Origin of the sequence: Streptomyces sp. NPDC056128 (assembly GCF_042263835.1) — a bacterium.
Lineage (GTDB): Bacteria > Actinomycetota > Actinomycetes > Streptomycetales > Streptomycetaceae > Streptomyces.
The window spans coordinates 1-25,060 of sequence record NZ_JBHJVQ010000002.1; the positions used below are offsets into that span (position 1 = coordinate 1).

General features: G+C 73.4%; 25 protein-coding genes. 16 read left to right on the top strand and 9 right to left on the bottom strand.

The window, feature by feature from the left end; translation table 11 throughout:
* Positions 1-90: 90 nt before the first annotated feature.
* Positions 91-870 carry a methyltransferase domain-containing protein gene (locus tag ACFC1X_RS03955; protein ID WP_376348556.1) on the bottom strand — a complete coding sequence of 260 codons (780 nt, stop codon included), beginning with the start codon at positions 868-870 and terminating at the stop codon, positions 91-93.
* Positions 871-898: 28 nt separating this feature from the next.
* On the opposite strand from ACFC1X_RS03955, the gene ACFC1X_RS03960 reads away from it, so the two are divergent.
* Both ACFC1X_RS03960 and ACFC1X_RS03965 read left to right on the top strand, forming a co-directional pair.
* The gene (locus ACFC1X_RS03960) at positions 899-1,318 is read left to right on the top strand and encodes a MerR family transcriptional regulator (protein ID WP_376348557.1); all 420 of its coding nucleotides are present in this window, start codon (positions 899-901) and stop codon (positions 1,316-1,318) included.
* A gap of 64 nt (positions 1,319-1,382) precedes the next feature.
* Positions 1,383-2,834 (top strand): MFS transporter, encoded by a 1,452-nt coding sequence (locus tag ACFC1X_RS03965; RefSeq protein ID WP_376348559.1) that lies wholly within the window; start codon positions 1,383-1,385, stop codon positions 2,832-2,834.
* Positions 2,835-2,863: 29 nt separating this feature from the next.
* Here ACFC1X_RS03965 and ACFC1X_RS03970 read toward each other — a convergent pair whose 3' ends face one another.
* Positions 2,864-3,229: a VOC family protein gene (locus ACFC1X_RS03970; protein WP_376348560.1), complete on the bottom strand. Its 366-nt coding sequence runs from the start codon at positions 3,227-3,229 to the stop codon at positions 2,864-2,866.
* 130 nt (positions 3,230-3,359) lie between these two features.
* Here ACFC1X_RS03970 and ACFC1X_RS03975 point away from each other — a divergent pair, with 130 nt between their 5' ends.
* Complete coding sequence (locus tag ACFC1X_RS03975; protein WP_376348562.1) at positions 3,360-4,370, top strand: helix-turn-helix transcriptional regulator; 1,011 nt, start codon at positions 3,360-3,362, stop codon at positions 4,368-4,370.
* Positions 4,371-4,377: 7 nt separating this feature from the next.
* Here the strand turns inward: ACFC1X_RS03975 and ACFC1X_RS03980 are convergent, their stop codons facing one another.
* Positions 4,378-5,781: an MFS transporter gene (locus tag ACFC1X_RS03980; protein ID WP_376348564.1), complete on the bottom strand. Its 1,404-nt coding sequence runs from the start codon at positions 5,779-5,781 to the stop codon at positions 4,378-4,380.
* 295 nt (positions 5,782-6,076) lie between these two features.
* On the opposite strand from ACFC1X_RS03980, the gene ACFC1X_RS03985 reads away from it, so the two are divergent.
* Genes ACFC1X_RS03985 through ACFC1X_RS04035 form a run of 11 tightly spaced genes read left to right on the top strand, consistent with a single transcriptional unit; the run spans position 6,077 to position 16,216 of the window.
* Positions 6,077-7,564 (top strand): aldehyde dehydrogenase family protein, encoded by a 1,488-nt coding sequence (locus ACFC1X_RS03985; protein WP_376348565.1) that lies wholly within the window; start codon positions 6,077-6,079, stop codon positions 7,562-7,564.
* Positions 7,565-7,587: 23 nt separating this feature from the next.
* Positions 7,588-8,589 (top strand): VOC family protein, encoded by a 1,002-nt coding sequence (locus ACFC1X_RS03990; protein ID WP_376348567.1) that lies wholly within the window; start codon positions 7,588-7,590, stop codon positions 8,587-8,589.
* The gene (locus tag ACFC1X_RS03995; RefSeq protein WP_376348568.1) at positions 8,586-9,386 is read left to right on the top strand and encodes an aspartate dehydrogenase domain-containing protein; all 801 of its coding nucleotides are present in this window, start codon (positions 8,586-8,588) and stop codon (positions 9,384-9,386) included. The genes ACFC1X_RS03990 and ACFC1X_RS03995 overlap by 4 nt, the downstream gene beginning before the upstream one ends.
* Positions 9,383-10,198 carry an alpha/beta fold hydrolase gene (locus ACFC1X_RS04000; RefSeq protein ID WP_376348570.1) on the top strand — a complete coding sequence of 272 codons (816 nt, stop codon included), beginning with the start codon at positions 9,383-9,385 and terminating at the stop codon, positions 10,196-10,198. Before ACFC1X_RS03995 ends, ACFC1X_RS04000 begins: the two co-directional genes overlap by 4 nt.
* 5 nt (positions 10,199-10,203) lie before the next feature.
* Positions 10,204-10,725 carry a cupin domain-containing protein gene (locus ACFC1X_RS04005; RefSeq protein WP_376348572.1) on the top strand — a complete coding sequence of 174 codons (522 nt, stop codon included), beginning with the start codon at positions 10,204-10,206 and terminating at the stop codon, positions 10,723-10,725.
* Positions 10,718-11,470: a 3-oxoacyl-ACP reductase family protein gene (locus ACFC1X_RS04010; protein ID WP_376348573.1), complete on the top strand. Its 753-nt coding sequence runs from the start codon at positions 10,718-10,720 to the stop codon at positions 11,468-11,470. The genes ACFC1X_RS04005 and ACFC1X_RS04010 overlap by 8 nt, the downstream gene beginning before the upstream one ends.
* Positions 11,471-11,517: 47 nt before the next feature.
* Positions 11,518-12,309 carry an SDR family oxidoreductase gene (locus ACFC1X_RS04015; protein ID WP_376348575.1) on the top strand — a complete coding sequence of 264 codons (792 nt, stop codon included), beginning with the start codon at positions 11,518-11,520 and terminating at the stop codon, positions 12,307-12,309.
* A 9-nt stretch (positions 12,310-12,318) separates the two neighbouring features.
* Positions 12,319-13,950 carry a thiamine pyrophosphate-binding protein gene (locus ACFC1X_RS04020; RefSeq protein ID WP_376348576.1) on the top strand — a complete coding sequence of 544 codons (1,632 nt, stop codon included), beginning with the start codon at positions 12,319-12,321 and terminating at the stop codon, positions 13,948-13,950.
* A 14-nt stretch (positions 13,951-13,964) separates the two neighbouring features.
* Positions 13,965-14,924, top strand: coding sequence for a PDR/VanB family oxidoreductase (locus tag ACFC1X_RS04025; RefSeq protein WP_376348578.1), 960 nt, complete (start codon positions 13,965-13,967; stop codon positions 14,922-14,924).
* Positions 14,925-14,961: 37 nt separating this feature from the next.
* Complete coding sequence (locus ACFC1X_RS04030) at positions 14,962-15,186, top strand: recombinase-like helix-turn-helix domain-containing protein (protein ID WP_376348579.1); 225 nt, start codon at positions 14,962-14,964, stop codon at positions 15,184-15,186.
* A 1-nt stretch (position 15,187) separates the two neighbouring features.
* Entirely contained in the window at positions 15,188-16,216 is a 1,029-nt protein-coding gene (locus ACFC1X_RS04035; RefSeq protein WP_376348580.1) for a Rieske 2Fe-2S domain-containing protein, read from the top strand.
* On the opposite strand, the gene ACFC1X_RS04040 is transcribed toward ACFC1X_RS04035, so the two are convergent.
* From ACFC1X_RS04040 to ACFC1X_RS04060, 5 genes are all read right to left on the bottom strand, one after another.
* On the bottom strand, positions 16,195-16,743 hold the full coding sequence (locus ACFC1X_RS04040; RefSeq protein ID WP_376348582.1) for a MarR family winged helix-turn-helix transcriptional regulator: 549 nt from the start codon (positions 16,741-16,743) through the stop codon (positions 16,195-16,197). The genes ACFC1X_RS04035 and ACFC1X_RS04040 overlap by 22 nt on opposite strands.
* Positions 16,744-16,987: 244 nt before the next feature.
* Positions 16,988-18,358 carry an AAA domain-containing protein gene (locus ACFC1X_RS04045; RefSeq protein WP_376348584.1) on the bottom strand — a complete coding sequence of 457 codons (1,371 nt, stop codon included), beginning with the start codon at positions 18,356-18,358 and terminating at the stop codon, positions 16,988-16,990.
* Positions 18,355-19,962 carry a hypothetical protein gene (locus tag ACFC1X_RS04050; protein ID WP_376348586.1) on the bottom strand — a complete coding sequence of 536 codons (1,608 nt, stop codon included), beginning with the start codon at positions 19,960-19,962 and terminating at the stop codon, positions 18,355-18,357. Before ACFC1X_RS04050 ends, ACFC1X_RS04045 begins: the two co-directional genes overlap by 4 nt.
* Entirely contained in the window at positions 19,953-21,155 is a 1,203-nt protein-coding gene (locus ACFC1X_RS04055; protein WP_376348588.1) for a hypothetical protein, read from the bottom strand. Before ACFC1X_RS04055 ends, ACFC1X_RS04050 begins: the two co-directional genes overlap by 10 nt.
* Complete coding sequence (locus ACFC1X_RS04060) at positions 21,052-22,017, bottom strand: phosphatase PAP2 family protein (protein ID WP_376348590.1); 966 nt, start codon at positions 22,015-22,017, stop codon at positions 21,052-21,054. The genes ACFC1X_RS04055 and ACFC1X_RS04060 overlap by 104 nt, the downstream gene beginning before the upstream one ends.
* A 197-nt stretch (positions 22,018-22,214) precedes the next feature.
* Between ACFC1X_RS04060 and ACFC1X_RS04065 the strand changes: the two genes are divergently transcribed.
* Positions 22,215-22,811 carry a histidine phosphatase family protein gene (locus ACFC1X_RS04065; protein WP_376348591.1) on the top strand — a complete coding sequence of 199 codons (597 nt, stop codon included), beginning with the start codon at positions 22,215-22,217 and terminating at the stop codon, positions 22,809-22,811.
* A gap of 52 nt (positions 22,812-22,863) precedes the next feature.
* Here the strand turns inward: ACFC1X_RS04065 and ACFC1X_RS04070 are convergent, their stop codons facing one another.
* Positions 22,864-24,312: a hypothetical protein gene (locus ACFC1X_RS04070; protein WP_376348593.1), complete on the bottom strand. Its 1,449-nt coding sequence runs from the start codon at positions 24,310-24,312 to the stop codon at positions 22,864-22,866.
* 290 nt (positions 24,313-24,602) lie between these two features.
* Between ACFC1X_RS04070 and ACFC1X_RS04075 the strand changes: the two genes are divergently transcribed.
* On the top strand, positions 24,603-25,001 hold the full coding sequence (locus tag ACFC1X_RS04075) for a hypothetical protein (protein WP_161330063.1): 399 nt from the start codon (positions 24,603-24,605) through the stop codon (positions 24,999-25,001).
* Positions 25,002-25,060 lie beyond the last annotated feature (59 nt).

The window sequence follows — 25,060 nt, forward strand, 5'->3', positions numbered from 1 at the left end:
ACCGAAGCCGACCGGCACCCGTCAGCCAAACCCGCCAACTTGGTACCGAAGGCAACTCATGTGGTGCCCGACCGACTCACAACCAGATCACTAGGCGGAGGCGGCAGCCACGAAGAACGGGATGGCGACGAGAAAGCGGCCGGTCTCGGCCCGGTGGCGCTGTTCGGCGAGCCACTCGTCCGCTTGGTCGCGCCCGATGGCGCCGCTCTCGCAGACCGGCTCGGCCAGCCTCACGAGCAGGGACAGCATCGCCGGGTCGGTGAACACGCTGGTGTGCACCTCGACCGTGACATCGTCGAAGCCGCCGTCCAGGAGCAGGCCGCGGTACTGGCGGCCGGCGCGGGGCGTGCTCATCAGGTCGGCGCGGGCCTGGACGATCGTGCGGGTGAGCGCCGCGTCGGCCGAGTCGATCATGATGGCGTCCCAGTCCTGGCCGACCAGAACGATCCTGCCGCCCGGGCAGAGGACCCGCCGGGCCTCGGCCACGGCGTGTCCCGGCTCCGGAAGTACGTGGAAGACCTTGTCGGCGCGGTAGCCGCGCACGCTTCCGTCGGCGAACGGCAGCGCCTCCGCCCCCGCTTCCCGGAACTCGCCCTCCGGCCACCGCTCCCGGGCCGCCGCGAGCATCCACGGGCTGGGGTCCACGCCCACCGCGCGCACGCCGCGTTCGGCCAGCTCGGCCACGGCTCGTCCGGCGCCGCAGCCGACGTCCACGACGGTCGAGTCCGGGACGAGGGACAGCAGTTCGTAGGAGCGGTCCCGCAGCCGCGTGCTGTCGGGCAACCGGTCCGCGGCGTCGAGGACGGCCAGCAGGGCCTCGATGTCCCGGCGCTCACCGTGCTCTTCCATCGCTTCCTGATTCTTGGACATGGACGTAATGCTGCGACTTAATGTCGGCATGAAGTCAAGGGAAGAGGGCCGTGTCGGCACATTGGGCATCGGTGCCCTCGCGGCACGGTTCGGCCTGGCGCCCCACGTGCTGAGGCATTGGGAGGCGATGGGCCTGCTGTACCCCGGACGGGACGCCGGCGGGCGTCGGCGCTACGGCCCGGACGACCTCACCCGCGTGGCGACGATCCTCATCCTGAAGGAGGCCGGCCTCGGCCTGAGCACCATCAGGAGCCTGTCCGCCGCCGTCGACCGCACCGCCCGGCACGAGATCCTCCGCCCCGCGGCCGAGGAACTCCGGGCGAGAATCGCGGCGGCCCAGGCCTCACTGGAGCTCATCGAGGGCGGCCTGGGCTGTGAGTACGAGGACGTCACCCGGTGCCCGAGCTACCGACGGCTCATCGCCGAGGCCGTGGCACCGATCTCGTGAGACGGCGCAGCCGGGCCGTGTCAGTGCCCCCTGTTCACTGTCCTAAAGGTGATATTTGTCGGCAATGGAACGAGCAGAAACGGTCGCCGGCGATTCCGGGCACGTGCGACGGCGAGGCGCGCTGGCTGTGCTGCTCGCCGCCACGTTCATGGGAATCCTCGACGTACTGATCGTCAATGTCGCCGCCCCCTCCATTCAGCGCGATCTGAAGGCGGGGTTCTCCGATCTCCAGCTTGTCATCAGCGGGTATGTGCTGGCGTATGCCGTCGCCTTGACCACCGGAGGGCGACTGGGCGGCACGTACGGGCACAAGCGGGTGTTCGTCACCGGCCTGGTGGCGTTCGTGGTGATGTCGACGGCCTGCGCGGCGGCGCCGACGGTCGAGTCGCTCATCGTGCTGCGCATCGGCCAGGGGCTGGCGGCCGCTCTGATGCTTCCTCAGGTGCTGGCGCTGATCCAGACCGTCTTCTCGCCGCAGGAACGGCCCCGCGCCCTGGCGCTGTACGGCGCGACGTTGGGGATGGGGGCGATCGCCGGGCAGATTCTCGGCGGGCTGCTGCTCAATCTCGACGTCCTCGACCTGGGCTGGCGTTCGGTGTTCCTGGTCAATGTGCCGATCGGCCTGGCCGCTGCGGCGTGTGCCGCCGCCCTGCTCCCCGAGTCGCGGCCCGGGGCCCGCCACGAACTCGACATTCCCGGGCTGCTGTTGACTGCGATTGCCATGACCTTGCTCATCTACCCACTCATCCGGGGCCAGACGGGCGGGTGGCCGCTCTGGATCTGGGCGATGTTCGCCGGGTCGGTGCTGGCGCTGGCCGCGCTGTGGCGCGTGGAGCGGAGAAGCGAGCGGTCCGGCGGATCGCCGCTCGTGCGGCCCTCCCTCCTGCGCAAGCGCGGATTCAGCCTGGGACTGGCCGTCGTCGTCTTCTTCTACAGCGGCAACTACGGGCTGTTCCTGCTGCTCGCCTACGTGTTCCAGGACGGCTTGCGCTTGTCGCCGCTCGGTTCGGGCATCGCGTTCCTGCCGCTCGGCGTCGGGTTCGCCGCCGCGTCGATGATGGGCCGGAAGGCGGTCTCGCGGTACGGGAAGGCCGTGCTCGTCGCCGGTGCCGGGGCCATGGCGGTCGGGTACCTCGTACTCATCGTCACTCTGCTGCCCGGCCCCGCGTCGGACGCGCCCCTCGCCGCGCTCACCATGGCTCCGGCCCTGCTCATCGCCGGCGCGGGCGGGGGACTGGTGGCGGCTCCACTGGTCGGCAGCATCCTCGCCACCGTTCCCGCCGAGGACGCCGGTGCGGGCTCCGCCATCCTGCTCACCGTCAACCAGGCGGCCATCTCGCTGGGCGTGGCCGTCTTCGGCACGCTCTTCGTCGCCCTGCTCGGCGCCGACCCGCAGGACACGGCGGCGTCCCTGTCGGCCACCGACTTCACGCGGGCGCTGATCGACTGCTCGTGGCTCCTGCTGGCCCTGGCGGCGGTCACCGGCCTGCTGATCCGGCGCCTGCCGCGGCGCTAGCCGGAGACGCCCGCGTGCCCCCCCGCTCGCTAGTCCACGGGTGAGACCCGGATCAGGTTGCCGTCCGGGTCCGCGACCACGAAGGTGCGGCCGAAGACCTCGTCGTGGGGTTCCTCGACCACCGTGACGCCCTTGGCCACCCACGCGGCGTGGATCTCGTCGATGGCCGCCGAGGGCCCCGGGACCATCAGGCCGACCTCCGAGGTGCGCGGCGTCCCCGGCGCGACCTGGTCCGCGCGGCCGCTCCAGAGCGCGAACAGCACGCCCGGGGCGACCTCGAACGGAACGTAGCGCGGTGTGGTGATCACCGGCTTGATGTCGAACAGGTCGGAGTAGAACGCGGTCGCGCGCTCGACGTCGTTGACGTAGACGAGGAAGAGATTCGGTGCGGACATGGCTGTCGGGCTCCTTCCGGGCGGGCCGGTTCCGGCCTCGGTGTACAGCCTCGCGTGAGAACATGACAGGGATTGTCGTGTTCCGGAGAGGAAAATCCGGCGGGGTGAGTCCGACGAGGAAGCTGTCGCCATGAGCCGACCCCAGCGCCTGATCGAGCTGCTCGCCGCCTTGCAGGCGCATCCGCGGACCACCGCCGAGGGGCTCGCCGAGGAGCTGGGAGTCTCGACGAGGACGGTGCTGCGCGACGTGCGGGCGCTGGTCGACGCGGGAATCCCCGTCTTCACCGAGCGGGGCAAGTACGGCGGTATCAGCCTGCTCCCCGGCGACCAGGTGGACCTGGCGAAGCTGACCACCGGCGAGGCGGACCTGCTGCGGGCGGTCGGGCTCGATCTCGACCGGGCCCGCCAGCTCGGCGGCGAGGCGGCCGCCCGGTCGGCGCTGCGCAAGCTCACCTCGCGCCGGTCACCGCCGCCCGCCCGGGACGACCTGCCGCTGGCCCTGACGGACGTGATCGCGATCGACAACCGGCCCTGGTTCGAGGACGCCACGCCCCTGCCCGACGTGGCGGGCCTGGTCCGGGACGTGCGTACGGCCAGACGGCTGCGGATCGTCTACCGGCGCAGCGGCGCCACGACCGCGCGGGACCTCGTGGTCGACCCGTACGGGCTCGTGCAGCGGGGCGGGCGCTGGTACCTGGTCGCCGACCGCGACGGGCGGCCCCGCATGTTCGCGCTCTCCCGTCTCCAGCGCTGGACCGTACTCGACAGCGCCCGCCGGCTGCGGCCCGGTGCCGACCTCGTGGGCACGGCGCGGGAGCTGGGCGAGGCCCTGGAGAGCGAGGGACGCGTCGTGGTCACGGCGCGCGTCGACGCCGGCAGCCTCGACCTCGCCCGCCGGATCCTGGGCGCCAGGCTCAGGACGGCGGGTGATCGGGGCGACCGGGACGACCAACGGGGTCAGGGCGACCAGGGCGACCAGGGTGGCGACGGCCGGGTCGAGATCACCGTGGCGTACGACCGGCTCGACGGAGTGCGGCAGCTGCTCCAGTTCAGCGACCACATCGAGGTCGTCGCCCCGGAGGCGGCCCGGGAGCTGATGCGCCGGCTCGCGGTGGGGATCGCGCGCACGCACGCCGGGTGAGCGCCGGTCACGGCGCCATGTCCTCCAGCGTGCGGCCGCTGGTCTCCTCCGCCCAGGCCGCCGCCACCAGCGAGCCCGCGACGGCGACGACCGCCAGGGTCACGAACACCGTGCCCATCGCGCCGCCCGCGTAGATGGCACCCACGACGATCGGGCCGAGGATGACGCCCAGGCGGTTCGCCGCGCCGCCCACGCTGGAGCCCAGCGCCCTGATCCGGGTGGGGAACAGCTCCGGGGTGTACAGGTAGAGGCAGATGTTGGAGCCGAAGAGGAAGACCGCCGCCAGGGACGTCCAGACCAGGACGCTCGACGCCGAGTCGCCGGCCGTCAGGCCCAGGAGCAGCAGGCAGAGGGCCGCGGCCGCCATGCACCAGATCACCGTGTTGCGGCGGCCGACCCGGTCGACCGTGAGGGCGACGACCAGACAGCCGGCCAGGCCCGCGCAGCTCGTCACCGTCGAGTAGAGCAGCGCCGTGGACAGACCGAGGTCGAAGTGGTCCTTGTAGATGGTCGGCAGCCAGGACGTGATGCCGTAGTTCGCGAAGTAGCCCGTGAACCAGAGGGCTCCGATCACGAGGGTGCGCCTGCCGTACCTGCCGCTCAGCAGTTCGCGCAGGCCGCCCTTGCCCGCGGCGGCCGGCCGGACGGGCGACGCGGGTGCGGGGGCGGGCAGCGGGGCGCCGGTGATCTTCTCGACCTTCCGCTCGATCGACGCCATCGTCGCCAGTGCCTCCTCGTGCCGGCCGTGGTCGGCGAGCCAGCGCGGTGACTCCGGAACGCAGCGGGCGAGGACGAGGCACAGCAGGCCGGGTACGGCGGCCAGGCCGAACACCCAGCGCCAGCCGAGCACCGGCACCAGCCAGGCGGCCAGGAGCGCGCCCGCGGTCAGACCGGCCGGGAACACCAGCTCGTACAGGAGGACGAAGCGGCCGCGGTGGTGGGCGCGGGTGATCTCCGCGATGAAGGTGGCCGCGATCGGCACCTCGCCACCGATGGCCATGCCCTGGACGAATCGGAGCGCCATGAACGGCTCGGGCGAGGTGCAGAGCGTGAGCGCCAGGTTGCACAGGCCGGACAGCGCGATGCAGCCGGCGATGACCTTCACCCGGCCGATCCGGTCCGCGAGCCTGCCCGACACCAGGGCGCCGACCAGCATGCCGACCGATCCGACGGTCATCAGAGCGGTGACCTGGGTGGTGCCGAGGTGCCACTCGGCGCGCAGTTCCGGCAGGGCGTAGGCGATCAGAAGCTGGTCGAACGCCTCGAAGAAGGTGACGGCGCCGACGACGAGCCGGACCATCACCTGCCAGCGGCACAGGGGCAGGCGTTCGAAGCGGGCGCCGATGGCGGCCGCGAGCTCGGCCGGGTCGCCATGTCGGCCTGGGGTGTCGCGAGCTGCGTCGATCGTCATGGTGAGGTCTCCGGATCCCGTACGGAGGGGAGGGTACAGGCCCGCACGGAACGGTTCGGGCGGTACGGCACGGCGGAGCGACCGCGTGCCGGCGGCGGTGAGGGCTGGAGAGGTGCGCGCCCTACTTATGTAGGCGCTGAATGTCTCAGCGCTTAAGTTCTACCGGTAGCCAGCCGAGGTTAGGCAAGGCTTACTCCTGACGTCGTCGAAAATTCCCGACGGCGGCCCCTTGCGGGGAAATTATTTAAGCCCTTAGATTTCTAGCACTTAGACACGTCCCACCCGGAGGCCCTTCATGCCGCGTATCCCAGCCGACGAGATACTCATCGCGGGACAGTGGCGACGCGGCGGCGGACGTCCGATCCACACCGTCGACCCGGCCGACGGCCGCGTCCTCACCACCGTCCACGCCGCCTCGGCGGACGACGTGGACGAGGCCGCGGACGCGGCCGCCGCGGCCGCCGCCGCACCCGAGTGGCGCGACCTCCCGCCCCACCGCAGGGCCCGCGTCCTGTACCGGATCGGCGACCTGATCGAGGAACACGCCGACGACCTGTCCGCGCTCCAGACCGCCGACACCGGCAAGACCCTCGGCGAGACCCGCGCCCTCGCGCTGAGCGCCGCCGGCACCTTCCGGTACACGGCCGCCGCCCTGGAGACGGGCGAGGACGCGCTCACCCCCTCGCGTGGCCCCTACCTCACGATGAGCACCTACGAACCGATCGGCGTCGTCGGCGCGATCAACCCGTGGAACTCGCCGATCGCCTCCGACGCGCAGAAGACGGCACCCGCCCTGGCCGGCGGCAACGCCGTCCTGCTCAAGCCCGCCGAGTGGACCCCGCTGGTCTCCCTCGCCTTCGGGCGCCTCGTCCACCGGGTCCTCGCCGAGGCCGGACTGCCGACCGCGCTGCTCGCCGTCCTGCCGGGCAGGGGCAGTGTCGTGGGCGACGCGATCGCCAGGCACCCGCTGGTCGGCAGGATCGGCTTCACCGGCGGCACCACCACCGGACGCGCCATCGCCCACGTGGCCGCCGACAAGCTCGTGCCCGCCTCGCTCGAACTGGGCGGGAAGTCACCGACGATCGTGCGCGAGGACGCCGACGTCGAACAGGCCCTCGCGGGCGTCATGTACGGGATCTTCTCCTCCAGCGGCCAGTCCTGCATCGCCGGTTCACGGCTCTTCGTGCACGCCTCGCGGTACGACTCCTTCGTCACGGAACTCGTCCGGCGGGTGCGCGCGCTGCGCGTCGGACCCGGTACCTCCCCCGACACCCAGGTCGCGCCGCTCGTGCACCACGCGCACCGCGACAGCGTCGCCGCGGCCGTCGAACTCGCCCGCGAGGAGGGCGGCCGGGTGCTGTGCGGCGGCGCCGTACCCGAGGGCGAGCGGTACGCGAAGGGCGCCTACTACCTGCCGACCGTGATCGACTCCCTGCCGAACTCGGCCCGCGTCTGCCAGGAGGAGATCTTCGGCCCGGTGCTCGTCGCCCTGCCCTACGAGGACGAGGACGAGCTGGTCGCGCAGGCCAACGACTCGGTCTTCGGGCTCGCCTGCGGCATCTGGACCCGGGACGCGCGGGCCGCCTGGCGGCTCGGGCGGCGGATCGAGGCCGGGACCGTCTGGATCAACACCTACAAGCAGTTCTCCGTCTCCACCCCCTTCGGCGGGGTGAAGGACTCCGGGCTCGGCATCGAGAAGGGCCGCGACCTGATCCGTGCCTACCAGCGGCAGAAGTCCCTGTACTGGGGCACCGACTCCACGCCCCTGCCCTGGGCCAACTGACCCACACCATGGGAGATCCCGCCATGAACCACCCCCCGATCGGCCGCCTGCGCGCCCTGCGCTCGGTCGAACTGCTCACCCCGAACTTCGCCGAGGCCGTCGACTTCTACGAGGAGGTGTGGGGCCTCCAGGTCGTCGAGGCCGAGCACAGCGCGAGCTGGCTGCGCGGCACCGGCGAGGAGCACCACGCCCTGCGCCTGACCCGCTCCGAGACCATCGGCCTGGGCCGTCTCGTCTTCGCGCTCGGCACCCCGGCCGAGATCGACGAGGCGGCGCACCGGCTCCGGGCCCGCGGCATCGCGCTCGTCACCGAACCCGGCCCGCTCGACCAGGTGGGCGGCGGCTACGGGCTGCGCTTCCACGACCTCGACGGACGGCTGGTCGAACTCTCCGCCGACACCTGGGCGGTCACCGCGCGCGGCCGGGACGTGTCCCTGCCGGTGGGCGTCACCCACGCCGTCCTCAACACCCCCGACATCGACGCCTCCGTCGCCTTCTACCGCGACGTGCTCGGCATGCGCGTGTCGGACTGGTCCGAGCACCAGATGGCGTTCCTGCGCTGCGGCACCGACCACCACTGCGTCGCCTTCAACCAGGCACCGTGGGTCTCCCTCAACCACGTGGCCTACGAGATGACCTCGCTGGACCACTTCATGCGCGGCCTCGGCCGGCTCAGGCACCACGGCATCACCCCCGAGTGGGGCCCCGGCCGGCACGGCCCCGGCAACAACACGTTCTCGTACTTCACCGACCCCACGGGCCTGGTCTGCGAGTACACCACCGAGGTCGCCCAGATCGTCGAGGACACCTGGATCTGCAAGGTGTGGCGGCGCACCCCCGAACTGTCCGACCTGTGGGGGACCGCGGGCCCGCCCTCGCAGCGGATCCGGGCGCACATGGCGGGCACCCCCGACGGCAGCCCCGTCGCCGCACCACCGGTGGACGCCCGTACCGACACCCGTGGCGACACCCATAGCGACGCCCGTACCGACGCCCCCGCCGACGCCGAAGGAGCAGCGGCATGAACAACGCCCCACGCAAGGTCGGCCTCATCGGATGGGGCGCCATCGGACGCGTCGTCGGCGGCGCGCTCGCCGCGGGAGAGGTACCGGGCGCCGAACTGACGGGCATCGTCGACAACCGCCCGCTCGGCGACGCCGTCCCCGCACCCCAGCTGACCGTGGAGCAGGCCCTCGCCTCCTGCGACCTGATCGTCGAGGCGGCCGGACAGGGCGTCGTACGGGAATGGGGCGAGGCGGTCCTCGCGTCCGGCACCGACCTGCTCGTGGCGTCCACCGGAGCCCTCACCGACGAGGAGCTGTGGAAGCGGCTCCTCGCCACCGGGCCCGGCCGGGTCTACTTCACCGGCGGCGCGGTCGGCGGGCTCGACCTGCTGCAGGCCGTACGGGCGATGGGGCCGCTCGGCGAGGTCACCCTGACCACCACCAAGCTGCCCGCCACCCTCGAACAGCCCTGGATGGACGAGGAGTCGCTCGCCCGGCTGCGGTCCGCGACCGGCCCCGTGGAGGTCATGGCCGGCACCGCGCGCGACGTGCCCGCCAAGTTCCCCAAGTCGACCAACGTCGCCGCCTCCGTGGCGCTCGCGGTCGGGGACCTCGACGCGGTACGGGTCAGGGTTGTCGCCGACCCCGCCGTCACGCACACCTCCCATGTGATCGAGGCGAGCGGGGCGCGTGGCTCGTACCGCTTCGAGGTCCGCCACCTCCCCGACGCAGCCAACCCGGCCACCAGCCAGGTCGTCCCGTACGCCGTGCTGCGCTCGCTCGCCGCGCTGGCCGGACGCCGGGGGCAGATCCTGTGACCGCCCCTGACCTCGCCGGGCTGCACCTGGCGGAGACCGGGGACCACGGGCCGCTGGTGCTGTGCCTGCACGGCATCGGCTCCTCGTCCGCCGCCTTCGCGCCGCAGCTGGACGCGCTGGCCGCCGGTCACCGGGTGGTCGCCTGGGACGCGCCCGGATACGGCAGGTCGGCCGACCCGGAGCACGACCTCACCCTCGACGACTTCGCCGACACCGCCGCCGCCGTCATCCGCGCGCGGGACACCGAGGCACACGTCGTCGGTGTCTCCTGGGGCGGCGTGATCGGGCTGCGGCTCGCCACCCGCCACCCGGACCTCGTCGCCTCCCTCACCGTCGCCGACTCCACCCCCGGCTCCGGCACGAGCCCCGAGAAGGCCGCCGCCATGCGCGCCCGGGTCCCGGAGCTGGAGAGCCTCGGCCCGCGCGCCTTCGCCGAGCAGCGCGGCCCCCGCCTCGTCTCCGAGGACGCGCCGCCCGAACTGGTGCGGCGGGTCGTCGACACCATGGCCGACTCGATCCGGCCGCCCGGCTACCGACAGGCGGCCGAGTCGATGGCCCGCACCGACCTGCGCGGCGAACTCGCCCGGGTCGCCGCGCCCACGCTCGTCCTGTGCGGGGAGAAGGACCGGATCACCGGCCCCGACGCCTCACAGGTCCTGGCCGGCGGTCTGCACCGGACCGCCTACGTGATCGTCAAGGACGCCGGTCACCTGGCCAACCAGGAACAGCCCGAGCACTTCAACGCCTGGCTGCTCTCCCACCTGCACATCGTCACCGACTCCCGCACCCGCAACCGCACCCGGAAGGGCTGATCACCATGCCGCTGACCACCGACGACTACGACAACGGCTCGGACCTCGCCAAGTACACCGACTCCCTGATCGCCTCCCGGGCCTCCCGCGAGCCGGACTGGGGCACCCTGTCCTTCCAGGAGAAGGCGGGACCGCAGTACAAGCGGGCGCAGATCCGCTACGTCGGCTCCGGCGCCACCGGCAACCACGACGACGACGGCCGGATCCTCCCCTCCGGCGGCTTCACCTTCTCCAACATGCTGCTGCCGCCCGGCGCCGAGGGCCCGGCCCACACCCACCACGACGTCGAGGAGGCGTTCTTCGTCCTGGAGGGCGAGGTCCGCGTCGGCATCCACCGCGGCCCCGACGAGACCGAGTACCGCACGCTGGGCTACCGCGACATGATCGTGGTGCCGGCCGGGGTGACCCGTTCGCTGAAGAACGAGGGCGACACGGACGCGCTGTTCTGCGTGATCATCGGCACCCGGAAGCCGCAGGTGCCGACGTACCCGGAGTACTCCCCGCTGTACGGCGTCACCCGTGACTGACCCCGCGGCCGGGCGCCGTACGGTCGTCGTGACCGGAGCGGGCCGTGGCCTCGGGGAGGCCATGGCCCGCCGGGCGGCGGCCGACGGGTTCCGGGTCGTCGTCGCCGAGCTGAACGAGGAGTGGGGCGCCCGCACGGCGGCGGCGATCCGGGACGCGGGCGGCACGGCCGAGTCCGTCGCCCTGGACGTCGCCGACCCCGCCTCGGTCGAGGCCCTGGCCGCCCGCGTCGCGGCCGGTGGGCCCGTGTACGGCCTGGTCAACAACGCGGCGCTGGCCAACGGCGTCGGCGGCCGGGAGTTCCAGGACCTCGACGTCGAGACCTGGGACCGGCTGATGACCGTCAACGCGCGCGGCCCGTGGCTCGTCGCCAAGCACCTGCTGCCGCTGATGTCCCGCCCGGGGAGGATCGTCAACATCGCCTCGGACGCGGCCCTCTACGGCTCCCCGCGCCTCGCCCACTACATCGCCTCCAAAGGCGCGGTCCTCGCCCTGACCCGGGCGATGGCCCGGGAACTGGGCGAGCGGGACATCACCGTCAACGCCGTGGCGCCGGGACTGACCGAGGTCGAGGCGACCGAGACCGTACCGGCCGAGCGCCACGCCCTGTACGCGGCGAACCGCGCGATACCCCGGCCGCAGCGGCCGGACGACCTGGTCGGGCTCGTCTCCTTCCTGCTCGGGGAGGAGTCCGGCTACCTCACCGGGCAGGTGGTCGCCGTCAACGGCGGCTTCACCATGCACTGAAACCCACCCCCCCCACGCATCCGTACATCCGTCTGCAAGGAGTACCCATGGACCTCGGCCTCGCCGACCGCACCGTCCTGGTCACCGGCGGCAGCTCCGGCGTCGGCCTGGCCACGGTCCGGGCCCTGCTCGCGGAGGGCGCCCGCGTCGCGACCTGCGGACGCGACGCCGACCGGCTCGCCAAGGCCGTGGCCGGCCTCGGCGCCGGCCCGGACCGGCTCCACACCGGCGTCTGCGACGTCCGGGACGCCGACGCCGTACGGGACTTCACCGAGCGCGCCGCCGCGCACCTCGGCGGGCGCCTCGACGGGCTCGTCAACAACGCGGGCCAGTCCCGGATGAAGGCCCTCGACGAGACGACCGCGGACGACTGGCGCGACGAACTGGAGCTGAAGTTCGCGGGCGTCCTCAACCCCCTCGGCGCCGCCCGCGGCCACCTCCGGGCCTCCGACGCCGCCGCGATCGTCAACGTCAACGCCGTCCTCGCCAAACAGCCCGAGACCCGGCTGATCACGACCAGCGCGGCCCGCGCCGGCATCCTCAACCTCTCCGCCTCCCTGGCCCGCGAACTCGCCCCCGAGGGCATCCGCGTCAACTCCGTCTGCCTCGGCCTGGTCGACACCGGGCAGTGGGCCCGCCGCCACGCGGCGGCCGACAGCGGCCTCACCTACGAGGAGTGGCAGGCGGAGATCGCCGCCGACCGGGGCATCGCGCTGGGACGGCTCGGCCGCGCCGAGGAGGTCGCGTACGCGATCGTCTCGCTGCTCTCGCCGCGCGCCTCCTACATCACCGGAACCAGCATCGACGTCTGCGGCGGAGTCGGCCGCGGCATCCTCTGAGGAGTTCGTATGCGTTACGACCACGGTGGCGGACTCCTGGCCGCCCATCTCAAGTCCCTCGGCGTCGACACCGTGTTCGGCATCGTGTCCGTGCACAACCTGCCGCTCGTGGAGGCCGTCGAGGCCGACCCGGAGCTGCGGTTCGTACCGGTGCGGCACGAGGCGAGCGCCGTCAACGCCGCCGACGCCTACGGCCGGGCCCGCGGCTCCATCGGCTGCGCCCTCACCTCGACCGGCACCGGAGCCGGCAACGCGGCGGGCTCCCTGATCGAGGCCCTGTCCGCCGGGACGTCGGTCCTGCACGTCACCGGGCAGGTCGAGTCGGCGTACCTCGGCAGCGGGCGCGGCTTCATCCACGAGACCAAGGACCAGCTCGGCATGCTCGTCGCGGTCTCCAAGTACGCCGCGACCATCACCTCCGCGCGGGACGCCGGCCGCGTCCTGCGCGAGGCGTCCGCCGCGGCCCGCACCGCGCCGGGCGGGCCCGCGAGCGTGGAGTGGCCGATCGACCTCCAGTACGCGGCCCAGGAGGACGACGGCGAAACCGCGCCCGCTCCCGAGGTGCCGGTGCCGGACGCGTCCCGGCTGGCCGCGGCACGCGACCTGCTGGCCTCCGCCCGACGCCCGCTGATCTGGGCCGGGGGCGGCGCGAACACCGCACGCGCGGAGCTGCTCGCCCTGCTGGAGGCGACCGGCGCCGGACTGCTCACCTCCAACTCCGGGCGCGGCGCCGTGCCCGAGGACCACGACCAGGTCGTCGGCAACTTCGCCACCACCCCCGCCGGACGCGCGCTCCTGTCCGACGCGGACGTGGTCGTCACCGTCGGCACCCACTTCCGCTCCAACGAGACCGCCGACTACGGGCTCCGCATCCCCGAGGCGCACATCCAGATCGACGTCGACGCCGCCGCCCTCGGCCGGGTGTACCCCGCCCGGCACGGTCTCCACGGCGACGCCGCGGCCGTCCTGCCGCGGCTCACCGAGGCCGCCGTACGGGCCGACGCGGACTGGACCGACCGGGTCCGCCGGGTAGGCGACGAGGTGCGGGCCGCCCTGCACGACGGCATCGGCCCCCAGGCCGCGATCTGCGACGCCCTCGCCGCCGCCCTGCCGCGCGGCAGCGTCGTCGCCCGGGACGTCACCATCCCGTCCTCGTCCTGGGGCAACCGCCTGCTGCCCCTGCACGACCCGCGCGCCAACGTCTTCCCGCGCGGCGGCGGCATCGGACAGGGCCTCGGCATGGGCATCGGCGCCGCCCTCGCCCGCCCCGACGAGCCCACCGTGGTGATCGCCGGGGACGGCGGACTCGCCGTCCACCTGGGCGAGCTGCTCACCCTCGCCCAGGAGCGGCCCCGCCTGACCCTGATCGTCTTCAACGACGGCGGGTACGGCGTCCTGCGCAACATGCAGGCCACCTACACCGAACGCCGCTCCGGCGTCGACCTGTTCACGCCCGACTTCGGCGGGCTCGCCGCCGCCTGCGGACTGCCCTACGCGCGGATCGGCGACGCGAGCGAGGCCGCGAAGGTGATCGACGCGGCCGTCGCCTCCGACGGCCCGACCCTCGTCGAGGTCGACCTGGCCGCGCTCGGCCCGATGAAGAACCCGTTCACCCCGCCCGTCAAGATCCCCACCCGGTAGGGAGGCCCGCCGACATGAGCGCCACCGAAGCCGCCGAAGAGCAGGAACTGGACCTCCTCGTCCACCGCACGACCTGGGAGGCGGAGGGAGTCCTCTCCGTCGAGCTGGTCCACCCCGACGGCAAGCCGCTGCCCTCCTGGGCGCCCGGCGCACACCTGGACCTGCACGTGGGCGGCCACGTCCGCCAGTACAGCCTGTGCGGCGACCCGGAGGACAGCGGGGTCTACCGCCTCGGCATCCTCGACGAACCGGCCTCGCGCGGCGGTTCGCGCCACGTGCACACCAAGCTGCGGCCCGGCCAGACTGTGCGGGTGGCCGGGCCGCGCAACCACTTCGCGCTGGAACCCGCCGCCTCCTACGTCTTCGTCGCCGGCGGCATCGGCATCACCCCGATCCTGGCGATGGCGCGCCGGGCACAGCGCGACGGCGTTCCGTACCGGCTCGTCCACGGCGGCCGTTCGCGCGCCTCGATGGCGTTCGGTGGCGAACTCGCGGCGCTCGGCGGCGGCCGGGTGACCCTCGTGCCGCAGGACGAACTCGGACACATCGACGTCGCCGGAACGCTCGCGGACCTGCCCGCCGACGCGCTGGTGTACTGCTGCGGCCCGGAGCCGCTGCTGCGGGCGGTCGAGGAGGCGGCGCCGGAAGGGCAGGTGCGCACCGAGCGCTTCGCCGCACCGGCCGCGGCAGCGCGGGAGGGCGACGACAGCGCCTTCGACGTCGAGTGCCGGGCGTCGGGCGTGACCCTGCGCGTGGAAGGCGGCACCTCGATCCTGGAGGCCGCCGAGAACGCCGGACTGGCCGTCGCCTCGTCCTGCCGCGACGGCATCTGCGGCTCCTGCGAGACCCGCGTCCTGGCCGGCACCCCCGACCACCGCGACTTCCTCCTCAGCGACACCGAGCGCGCCACCGGCGAGACGATGATGATCTGCGTCTCGCGCTGCGCCTCGGACCGCCTCGTCCTGAACCTCTGAACCCCCTGAAACAGCTGACTTCCCTACGGAGAACGACGTGCCCGAGACCTGGCCCTTCCTGGACCCCCATCAGACCCGTGACCACGAGCCCACCCCGTACGAGCTGAAGCTCGCCCGCACGCTCGAGGACATCTTCACCAAGGACGGTCACGAACTGACCGACGTCATCGACGGCCTCAACTCCCGCCAGCTGCGCACCCCCACGGGTGAGCCCTGGACCGAGGACGCCTTCCGCGCCGAGATGCACCGCCTGGGAGCCTGACATGACCCTCTCGACCCACGACACCGCCGACCACATCTACGCCCACGGCCTGCGCAACCAGTGGCACCCCGTCGTGCCCTCCAGCTTCGTCTCGCCCGGAGGCATGCGCAGGGTGACCGCCCTCGGCGAGGACTGGCTGCTCTTCCGCAAGTCCGACGGCGGCCTCTCCATGCTCGCCGACCGCTGCCCCCACCGCGGCGCGCCCCTCTCCCTCGGCAAGCACCTGGGCGACCGCGTCGCCTGCTGGTACCACGGCGTCGAGGTCGACGGCACCGGCACGGTCACCTCGGTGCCCGGCCTGCCCGGCTGCAACCTGGAGGGCAAGACCCTCGTCACCTCGCTGCCCGTCCGGGAGGTCGGCGGCGCGATCCTCGCCTACTTCGGCGACGAGGAGCACCCCGAGCCGGTGGAACTCACCCTGCCCGAACCCCTCGCCGACGAGGAGATCTCCGCGTTCCTCTGCTACGCCGAGTGGAACGTGCCGTGGCGGTTCGCCATGGAGAACCTGCTGGACCCGATGCACGGCGCGTTTCTGCACTCGGAGTCCCACACCATGTTCGCCGGTGACACCACCGCCAAGTTCCGTATCCGGGAGACCGAGCGGGGCTACTTCTTCGAGAAGACCGACCAGCGGGGCGTCAACTTCGACTGGGTCGAGCTGTGCCACACCGGCGTCGACTGGGTGGACCTGTCCATCCCCTACCCGCCGTCGGCGGGCCCCGGGGGGCCCTTCGGCATCGTCGGCATGGCCTGCCCGGTGGACGCCGGACGCACCGGTGTCTTCTTCTGGCGGTACCGCAAGGTGAGCGACTGGCAGCGGGACACCTGGCGGTTCCTCTACAAGTCCCTCATCGAGGAGCGCCACTGGGAGGTCCTGGAGCAGGACCGCGTCATCCTGGAGAGCATGCCCGCGGACGCCGACCAGCGGGAGAACCTCTACCAGCACGACCTGGGCGTGGTCCGGCTGCGCCGCCTCTACCAGGCGCAGGCCGGGCGGCAGTCGAAGGCTCAGCCCGTCTCGGCGCGCTGAGCCGGGGCGTCGTCGGACTCGACGATCGAACGCTCCAACTTCGACAGCAGACGGCCGAGTTGGCGATGCTCGGCGGGCGAGATTCCGCCGAGCATCCGGCGTTCGTTCTCCAGGTGCTCGCTGAACACCTCGTCGACCTTCCGCAGGCCGGCGTCGGTGAGCCGCGAGTACACCACGCGCCGGTCCTCGGCGTCGCGTTCACGCACCAGCAGGCCGTCCTTCTCCAGCCGGTCGAGCCGCAGGGTGACCCCGGCCGACGAGACCAGCCCGGAGGCCGCGAGCTGCCCGGCGGTCAGCCGGTAGGGGGCCCCGGACCGGCGCAGCGCGGTGAGCACGTCGAACCCGGCGACGGACAGCCCGTGCTCGTCGAGCCGCGCGGTCATCCGCGACTGGTACTGGAGATACGACCGGTGCAGCCGGGCGAGCACCTCCAGGGGAGAGGTGTCCAGTTCGGGCCGCTCGCGGGCCCAGTCCCCGACGATCCCCGCCACAGCATCCGGCCGCCTCGCGGCCCTGCCCTGAGCCATGTCTTCCCCTCGCGGCGTAGATATGATGCTGAAATCTTAGCCCTAAGGGATTTACTCCCTCGCTCCGAGCATCGTCAGACCCCCCACGCCACCCGATGCTCCGCCAGGTGCGCCAGCACCGCGTGGTTCGCCTCCCAGCCATCAGGGCTGCATCCATCGGCCGCCTGCGGCGGCGTGCCGGACTCCGTCCGGCGAGCTGGGGGCCGCCAGCCGCCCCTCGGCCGGGCGGGTTCCGGAGAGCCGGTCAGGGGTGCCACGCCACCCGGTGGTCGGCCAGGTGCGCCAGCACGGCGTGATTCGCCTCCCACCCGTCAGGGAACTTCACCAGCGTGCCCAGTTGGACCGGCTCCGTGGACGGGTAGTCGTCCAGGAGTTCGTCGACTCCCTCGCGGCAGACCACGATGCAGGCGTGCCGGTGGCGGGAGGTCAGGACGCAGAGGCGGCCCGTCTCCAGGTGGAACGCCGTGGCGTCGGGGCGGCCGGAGAGGGGGTGCAGGACGACCGTGACGTCGTACTCCCGGCCCTGGAGCCGGTTCGCCGTGTCCACGGTCACGTCGCTCACCCCGAGGTCGGCCAGCGCGGCCCGCACCGCGGCGGCCTGGTCCCGGTGCGCGGTGCCGACGGCGATGCGGGCGGCGGTCAACGGGACCGGATCGGGGGAGCGTTCCGACGTAGCCGCGCCCTCCCGGTCCAGGAGCCGCCGAACCACCGACGCCACCGCCCGCACCGCCTCCGGGTCGGTGCGCGGGGTGTGCCGGGCGGGCAGCTCCAGCAGGCCCCAGCCGGAGACGGCGGCCTCGTCGATCACCCGGTCGGGGCCCGAGCCGTTCGACGGCACCGCGAAGGCCAGGCTCCGGTCGCCGTGGCCGGTGCCGCTGCGGAACGGGGTGTACGGGTAGAACGCGTCCGAGACCAGGCGGGCCGCCGAGGCCGGGAGACGCCAGGAGACCGGAAGGCGGTGCTGGGGGAGGCCGGGGTTGTGGGCGAGGAGGGTCGTCACGGCGGAGGCCGACGGGTCGTACGCCAGGCCCGCCCACTGCTCGCTGCCCACCGTCGCGAACGGGTCCAGCTGGCCGGGGTCGCCCACGAACAGCGCCCGTTCGAAGAGCCCGGCGACCGCCAGCAGGGAGTCCGAGCGCATCTGGTACGCCTCGTCCACGATCGCGTGCCGCCACGGCTCGTCCACCTTGACGTGCGCCCACTTCGCGGCCGTGGACAGGACGACCGCCAGGCCCGCGAGGTCGGCGGCCTTCGCCGAGGTGCGTACGTTCGCCAGGTCGTCCAGCGCCTTGTCGTACGCGTCGGTGTCGCTGCTGTGCAGGCGGCCCACCGGCAGCTCGGGGTTCTTCTCGGCGAGGCGCAGGACCAGGTCGTCGACCTGGGCGTTGGTCTGCGCCACCACCATCAGGGTGCGGCCGGCCTCGGCCAGCTCCAGCGCCGCCCGGACGACCAGCGTGGACTTGCCGGCGCCCGGCGGGGAATCCACGACGACTCCGCGCTCGGTGCCGTGCAGCGTGTCGTGGAGGATCGCCGCGGTGGCGCGCGCGGCCTCGGCGCCCGGGTCGAAGGCCGGGACGCCGGGGGCGGAGACGGCGGTGGTGGCCTCGGCGGTCACAGGACGTCCTCCTCCGTCTGGGCGTCGGCGGCCTCCGGCACGGCGGCCGCCTCACCGGGCGGGCCCCCGTGCGTCCACGGGGTCTCCTCCGGGTCGGGGAGCTTCGCGCCGCCCCGCTGCTCGTGCTCGAAGAGCGTGAAGCAGACCCGGTCGCCCTTCTCCGGCACCGACCCCGCCTCCGGCTCCTTGCCGCGGCCCATCTTGTCCATGATCCGCAGGACCAGCGTCCCGTCGCCGGGATCGCCCGCCGGACCGGCGTACTCCGCCGCCTGCGGCTTGCCGCCCAGCGACCGGTACACCCGCACCCGCTCGCCCAGGTGCGGCCGGTCGTCCGTGCGGACCGTGACCAGCGGGCGCGGACTGGGCCGCTTGCTCTCGCTGTACGCCATCACCACGTCGGTGACCTCGCCCGCGAACGCCTCCCCGGCCAGCCGCCGCCCGGCCATCACCAGCGGATCGTCCAGCGCCTCCTGGGCCTCCAGCCGGGCCTGTTCACGCTCGCGCGTGGCCAGCTTGTTCGCCGCCGTCACCGCGTCGTCGCGGCGCGGCTGCGGGGGCTCACCGGCCAGGACGCGGTCCCGGTGCGAGGTGAACGACCAGCGGTCGCGGGTCCAGCGGTCGTCGACGTGCGCGCCGGCCGGCAGCTCCCGCAGCAGGTCCAGGCCCCGCCACACCGACTCCCAGGTGGGCAGCGTACGGCTCTCGACCAGGGCGCGGATCTCCCGCTCCGCGGCGGTGAGCGCGCCGAGCCGGTCGTCGGCCTCCAGACCGTCCTCGGCGGCGGCGAACGCGGTACGCGCGCGGTCGTAGCGCTCGATGGCGGGGGCCAGCAGCCGGTTGTCGAAGGCCGGGTCGGTCGCCGGGCCGGCGGGCGGGCACAGCAACTGGCCCTCGGCGTCGCGGGCCAGTTCGGCGCGGCGCGCGGCCTCCGCGCCGGTCAGGTCCTCGCCCTCGGGTGCGATCCACGCCAGCAGCGCGCCGAGGTGCTGGTCCTCCAGCGTGGACTGGCCGGTCGCCCAGTGCCGGCCCAGCAGGTCGGTCATGGCCAGGAGCAGGGACGATCCCGGGACCCGGGCCCGCTCGCCGTAGTGCGTGAGCCACCGGCCGAGCAGCGGCACCCTGGGCGGCGCGGGGTGCGGGGTCTGCGGGTCCTGCTCCGCCGTACGACGGAAGCGCATGGAGCGGCCCAGCAGCCGGACGAAGTCGATGCCCGCGCGGCTCGGCACGACCAGCTGCGCGGCGTCCGAGCAGAGATCGACCTCGACCTTGACCCGCTTGCCCGTCTCCGGGTCGGTCTCGGTGCGCTCGGCGGCCTCCACGGCGTCGGCGCACGCCTCGATGTGCGGCAGCACGATGTCCGCCAGCTCGGCCAGGAACGCGAAGCGCAGGTCGCGGTCGCGGGGCTGGTCCACGACCAGCAGGCGCGGCGCGTCCCGGTCGGTGCCGACCAGCGCGCCGAGCGGGGCACCGGCCTCACCGGCGGTGATCAGCGGGACGAAGACCAGCGGACGGTCGGACAGGTGCCGGTGCCGGACCGTGGCGGCGGTCTGTGCGGCGCCGGTGCGCACGGCCTCCAGCCGGGCGAGCGTGGTGATCAGTGACACCCGGCCACCTCGCCGCCCGCGGCACCTGCCGCCACCAGCGCCTCCGCGCGCAGCCGGGCCGCCCGGCGCAGCGCGGCCACCGCCGGGTCGTCCGGGTCGCCGGCCTCCCCGCGGGCCGCGGCCAGCACGTCCTCGACCGTGGCCAGCCCGCCCAGTTCGGCCCGGACCGGGCGGCCCAGGCAGGTCACGGCGCCGTCCTCCCGGGACCGGGCGCGGCAGTGGAAGGCCAGCTCGCAGGCGGAGAGGCACTCGGGCGCGTAGGTCGCGGGGACCGTCTCGACCGCCGCCGTCAGCTCCTCCGCCGGCTGCTCGGGGGAGAAGCAGACGCCCTCGGGGAGTTCGTCGGCGATGTCCTCGATCCGGGTCAGCCGGGCCAGCTGCCGGTCGGTGACCGCACGCTGCTTGCGCACGTCGACCGCGGACGCGGTGGGCAGGTTGGAGAAGTCCTTGGGGCAGACCAGCAGGACGCGGTGGCGCACGCGCGGGGCGGGGTCCAGGTGCGCGGCGACCCGCTCCAGGGCCAGGACGTACACGGCGGCCTGCCGCGCGGCCGCGCCGACCTTCGCCGGGTCGGCGGCGCCGTCCAGCATGGGGAAGGACTTGATCTCCACGACCGTCCAGCTGTCGTCCGGGTGCACCACCACGGCGTCCGGCTCCAGGAAGGCGGGGGAGCCGGCGACCTCCAGGGCGAGCATCGGATGGTCGAGCAGCGTCCAGGCGCCCGGCGTGCCGGTGGCCTCGCGCAGGGCGAGCGACGTCCGGGCCGCGCGTCCCTCGGGGCCGCTCGCGGAGAGGTCGGGCACCCGCGCGCCGGCGGGCGGTTCGGCGCCCCGGTCCAGCTTCTCGTGGACCAGGCGCAGCAGTTCGGCGCCGCCGTCCGCCTTGACCCGCGCCTCGAAGGCGTTGCCCCGCATGAAGGCGAACTGCGACTGTCCGAAGACCGACGGCGAGCCCAGCGCGCTCGCGAGCGCGGCCTTGTCCACCCCGGCGCCGTCGAGGATCGCGCGCCTGCGGCACCCCGGGTTGGCGGCGAGGGCGGCCAGGGCGCGCGCGTCCAGCGCCTTGGCGGGTACGTCGGGCCCGCGCAGCTCAGCGAGCCGGTGCCGGAGTCTCGTCCCCCGCGTCCGAGGGGGCGGGGTCCGGCTCGGCTCCTGCTTCGAACCGCTGCTCGCGCTGGCGTGGGAATCGCTCACCCGCGGAAGTCTGGCATCCGCCACTGACAATCGGGGAACCCGCGCCCTCCGGGACCGGTGCGGCAGGTGTGCCGCCGGAGGCGAAGCGGGCCATGAGCCGGGTCCGCGCCCGGTTGGAGATCCGCAGCACGACGGGCGTCAGCAGCAGGCCCGCGCCCATCACGGCCGCGCCCGCGACCGCGTCGAGGAAGTAGTGGTTCGCGGTGCCCATCACCACGATGGTGGTCACCAGCGGGTAGACGACGCCGAGCACCTTCGTCAGGCGGCTGCCGCCGTAACGCCAGAGGATCACGCCGCACCACAGGGCCCAGCCCACGTGCAGACTCGGCATGGCCGCGTACTGGTTGGTCATCCCGCCCAGTCCGCGCGGCGCGCTGGCCTCGCCGCCCCACCAGCCGTACGAGCTGTACTGGGCCATCGTGTCGACGAAGCCGTGGCTCGCGTCCAGCAGCCGGGGCGGGCAGGTCGGCAGCAGCGTGAAGCCTATGAGGCCGATGAACGTGGACGTCATCAGCCAGGTGCGCGCGGCCCGGTAGCGCACCGCGCGGGAGCGGAAGAGCCAGATCAGGATCGCCGGGGTGACCAGGTAGTGCAGTGACGCGTACCAGAAGTCGGCGGGTATGCCTATCCAGGGCTCGCTGGTGAAGAGCCGGTTGAGAGGGTGCTCCGCGTTGAGGAAGAGCCCCTTCTCTATGCGCAGGATCGCGAGGCCGTGGTCGACGGCGTCGGAGACGTCGCCCCGCACGAGCAGGCGGCCGGCGGAGTAGCAGGCGTACACGAGGACGATGAGCGGCAGCTCGGTCCACCAGCGCAGCCGAGTCGTGGGGGCCGCCTCGCTGCCCGGTATCTCGGTGTGCGGCAATCCGATCGCCCTCCCCCTTCTCTCGTTGCTCGCGCGCCTCGATTGACACGGACGTGCCACTCTACGGCCTCCCTGAGCCCGCCTCGCGGGGCGCCCTCGGACCGGATAGACGCGGGGATCGCCCCCCGGGTTGCCCGCACCCGCCGTGCGGGATGATGGAGAGGTCCCTCAGACATTTCTCCCGGAAAGGCCTCTTCATGGCACCGCGCATCCTGCTGGCCCGGCACGGACAGACGCAGTGGTCGCTGTCCGGCAGACACACCGGCAGGACCGACGTACCGCTGCTCGAGGAGGGCCGGCAGGGCGCCAAGCTGCTCGGCGAGCGGCTGCACCGGGCGCCCCTGGAGGGGCTGCCCGGCGTCGAGGTGCGGACCAGTCCGCTGGCCCGCGCGCGGGAGACCTGCGCACTCGCGGGCTTCGGCGAGCGCGCCCGCGCGTGGGACACGCTGATGGAGTGGGACTACGGGGCGTACGAGGGCCTGACCCCGGACCAGATCCAGGCCGTCCGGCCCGGTTGGCTGATCTGGCGGGACGGGGTGCCCGGCGGGGAGAGCGTGGCGGACGTCACCGCGCGTGCGGACGAGATCGTGGCGTGGGCGCGGGAGGCGGACCGGGATGTGCTGGTCTTCGCCCACGGGCACATTCTGCGGTCGATCGGGGCGCGGTGGCTGGGGCTGCCGCTGGACTTCGCGGCGCGGATACGGCTGAATCCGACGTCGCTGTCGGTCCTGGGGTGGGCCTACGGGGAGCCGGCGCTGGAGAGCTGGAACGACCTGGGGCACCTGGTGGGCTGACGGCCGCGGCGTGCTGGGCGGGGGTGGATTGCCCGCAGCCATCTGCTGGTTCTCAGGCCGGGCGTGGTAGTGCTGTGTGGCGGTCCAGGAACGTTGAGACGCCCGGGTTGCGGCGGTGGGGCAGCAGGACTCGGGCCGTTCCGGCCAGCATCGTGTGGATGCGGGAGGACTGGACCTCGCCCAGCAGGTCCAGGACCCGCAGGCCGGCGTCCGCCGCCTCGTCGGGGTGGCCGCCGCGGGCCAGGTCGTCCGCCAGCTCCGCCGAGTACAGCGCGAGGTTCCGCGTGAAGTGCGGGTCCTGCAGCTCGGCGGCCCGTCGCGCGTGCCGGGCGGCCCGGTGCCAGTCGCCCAGCGCGGACCAGCACTGCGCCTCCAGACCTTCCAGCTCGGCACGGCCGTAGAAACTCATCCACTCGGGGTCGGCGTCCGAGGGGCCCCGCTCGAAGAAGGCCTGCGCGCGGACCAGCGCCTGTTCGCAGCCGACCCGGTCGGCGAGCCCTGCCCAGCCGCCCGCCTCGCGCAGCGCCAGCAGCGACATCAGCCGGTCCGAGCCCAGCGGGCGGGCGGCGCGCTGCGCGGCCTGGGCCGCCCGTACCGCCTCGCGCGGGCGCCCGGCGTCGCGGGCGAGGAACGCCATGTTGCAGAAGGCGTGCGCCTCCAGACCCGCGTCGCCGGTCATCCGGGAGGTGGCCAGGGCCTCCGCGTAGTGGGAGCGCGCGTCGTCGAAGCGCCCGGAGTCGTGCGCCAGCCAGCCCACGGAGATCGCCAGTTCACCGGCGCCCGTGTAGAGCCGGTCCGCCGTCGCCCGGCGGGACGCCCCGGCGTCCAGCAGCGCGTACGCGGTGCGCAGCGGGGCCGCCGCGCGCCGGTAGAGGCCGTCCGCGCCGTGCCGGTCGTCCAGCAGCCGGATCCGGCGGACCGCTTCTTCGAGGGCGCCGGCCTCGCCGGATCCCGCGCGGCGCACGGGACGTCCGGCCGCCGCGGCGTCGAGGGCGAGCCCCAGGGGGCCCAGTGAGGCGGCGGCCACGGTGGCCCCGCTCGTCATGAATGCGCGACGCAGCACGTCGCTCTCCTCATTGTTGTCGTGCTTTTCGTACGGGTCCTGCGTGTCATGCGTCTCATACGGTTCACCCGCCCCCCGCGTCTCACTCGGGGCGCGTTCGGACGGGCGGGTGTGCGCCGGGAGCGCGTCCTCGTCGGTACGCACCCGGCGTCCGCGTACCGACGAGCGGGGCGCGAACCCCAGGTCGGTGAGCGTGCGACCGGGGAACATGTGCAGGAACACCCGCTCGTACGCGTAGTTGGGACAGCGGATCTCGCCCGCCTCGACCCGGCCGACGTAGCGCGCGTCACAGCTCACCCGCTCGCCGATCTCGCGCGCGGCCCGGCGGACCGCCGCCGCGAACTCGGCCGGCGAGCGCTTGCCGCGCAACCGCCGGAAGGCGAGGTTCGGCCGCGACGGCCGTTCGGGCTGGGCGGAGGTCACCGTTGACGACGCCATGGCCGGGTCCTCTCGTGCGAACCGTCGAACCATGCCGGAAAAGAGATGAGTTGCGGAAATCATCCGCCTGCCACCATGTGGCATCCCTGTTTCCGGCGAGCAAGAACGTACCGGCTGTGACGGAGCCGCCACGCACTGTTTGGCTACAAACCGGATATCTCACCCGCGATCTGCCATGAAGTGCCATCCTTTGCGGCGGACTTGTGCCGTAGCCGTTGACGGCCCGCCGCGTTGGACAGGGTGACCGGGAGGCCCTCGACTCCCGACCCGCTCGTCCGAGGAGGACTTCCGTGGTGGAGGCCGGGATGGATACCAGCAGGATCAGCGATCCGCCCTGCGACGCCTGCGACGTCGTCACCGTGCCGACCCGGCAGGGTCTGGAGGCGGTCGACATCCTCAGGCGGGGAGCCGGCGAGGCGGTGGGTCCCGTGATCCACGACGACGGCTGCGACACCCTGGGGTTCCTGGTGCCGCCGGGCACCGCCGCCGCCTGGGACGTGCCGGGCAGCACCTGTACGGAGACGGACGGCCGCGGGCTGAGCCTCGACCTGCCGCCCGAGCCGCCCGTGGAGGGCTCCGACTGGCTGCTGCCGCCCGGCGAGGCGGACCTCGCGACCGACCCCGCGGTGCTGCGCGAGGCGCTGGGCGAGGCGGCCCGGCTGATCAGAGCGGCCGACAGCTGCCGCTGAGCCGTCCCGGCCACGCGCCAGCCGTCCGACCGCGCGCTGCCGGAGCTCGCCGTGCGCGG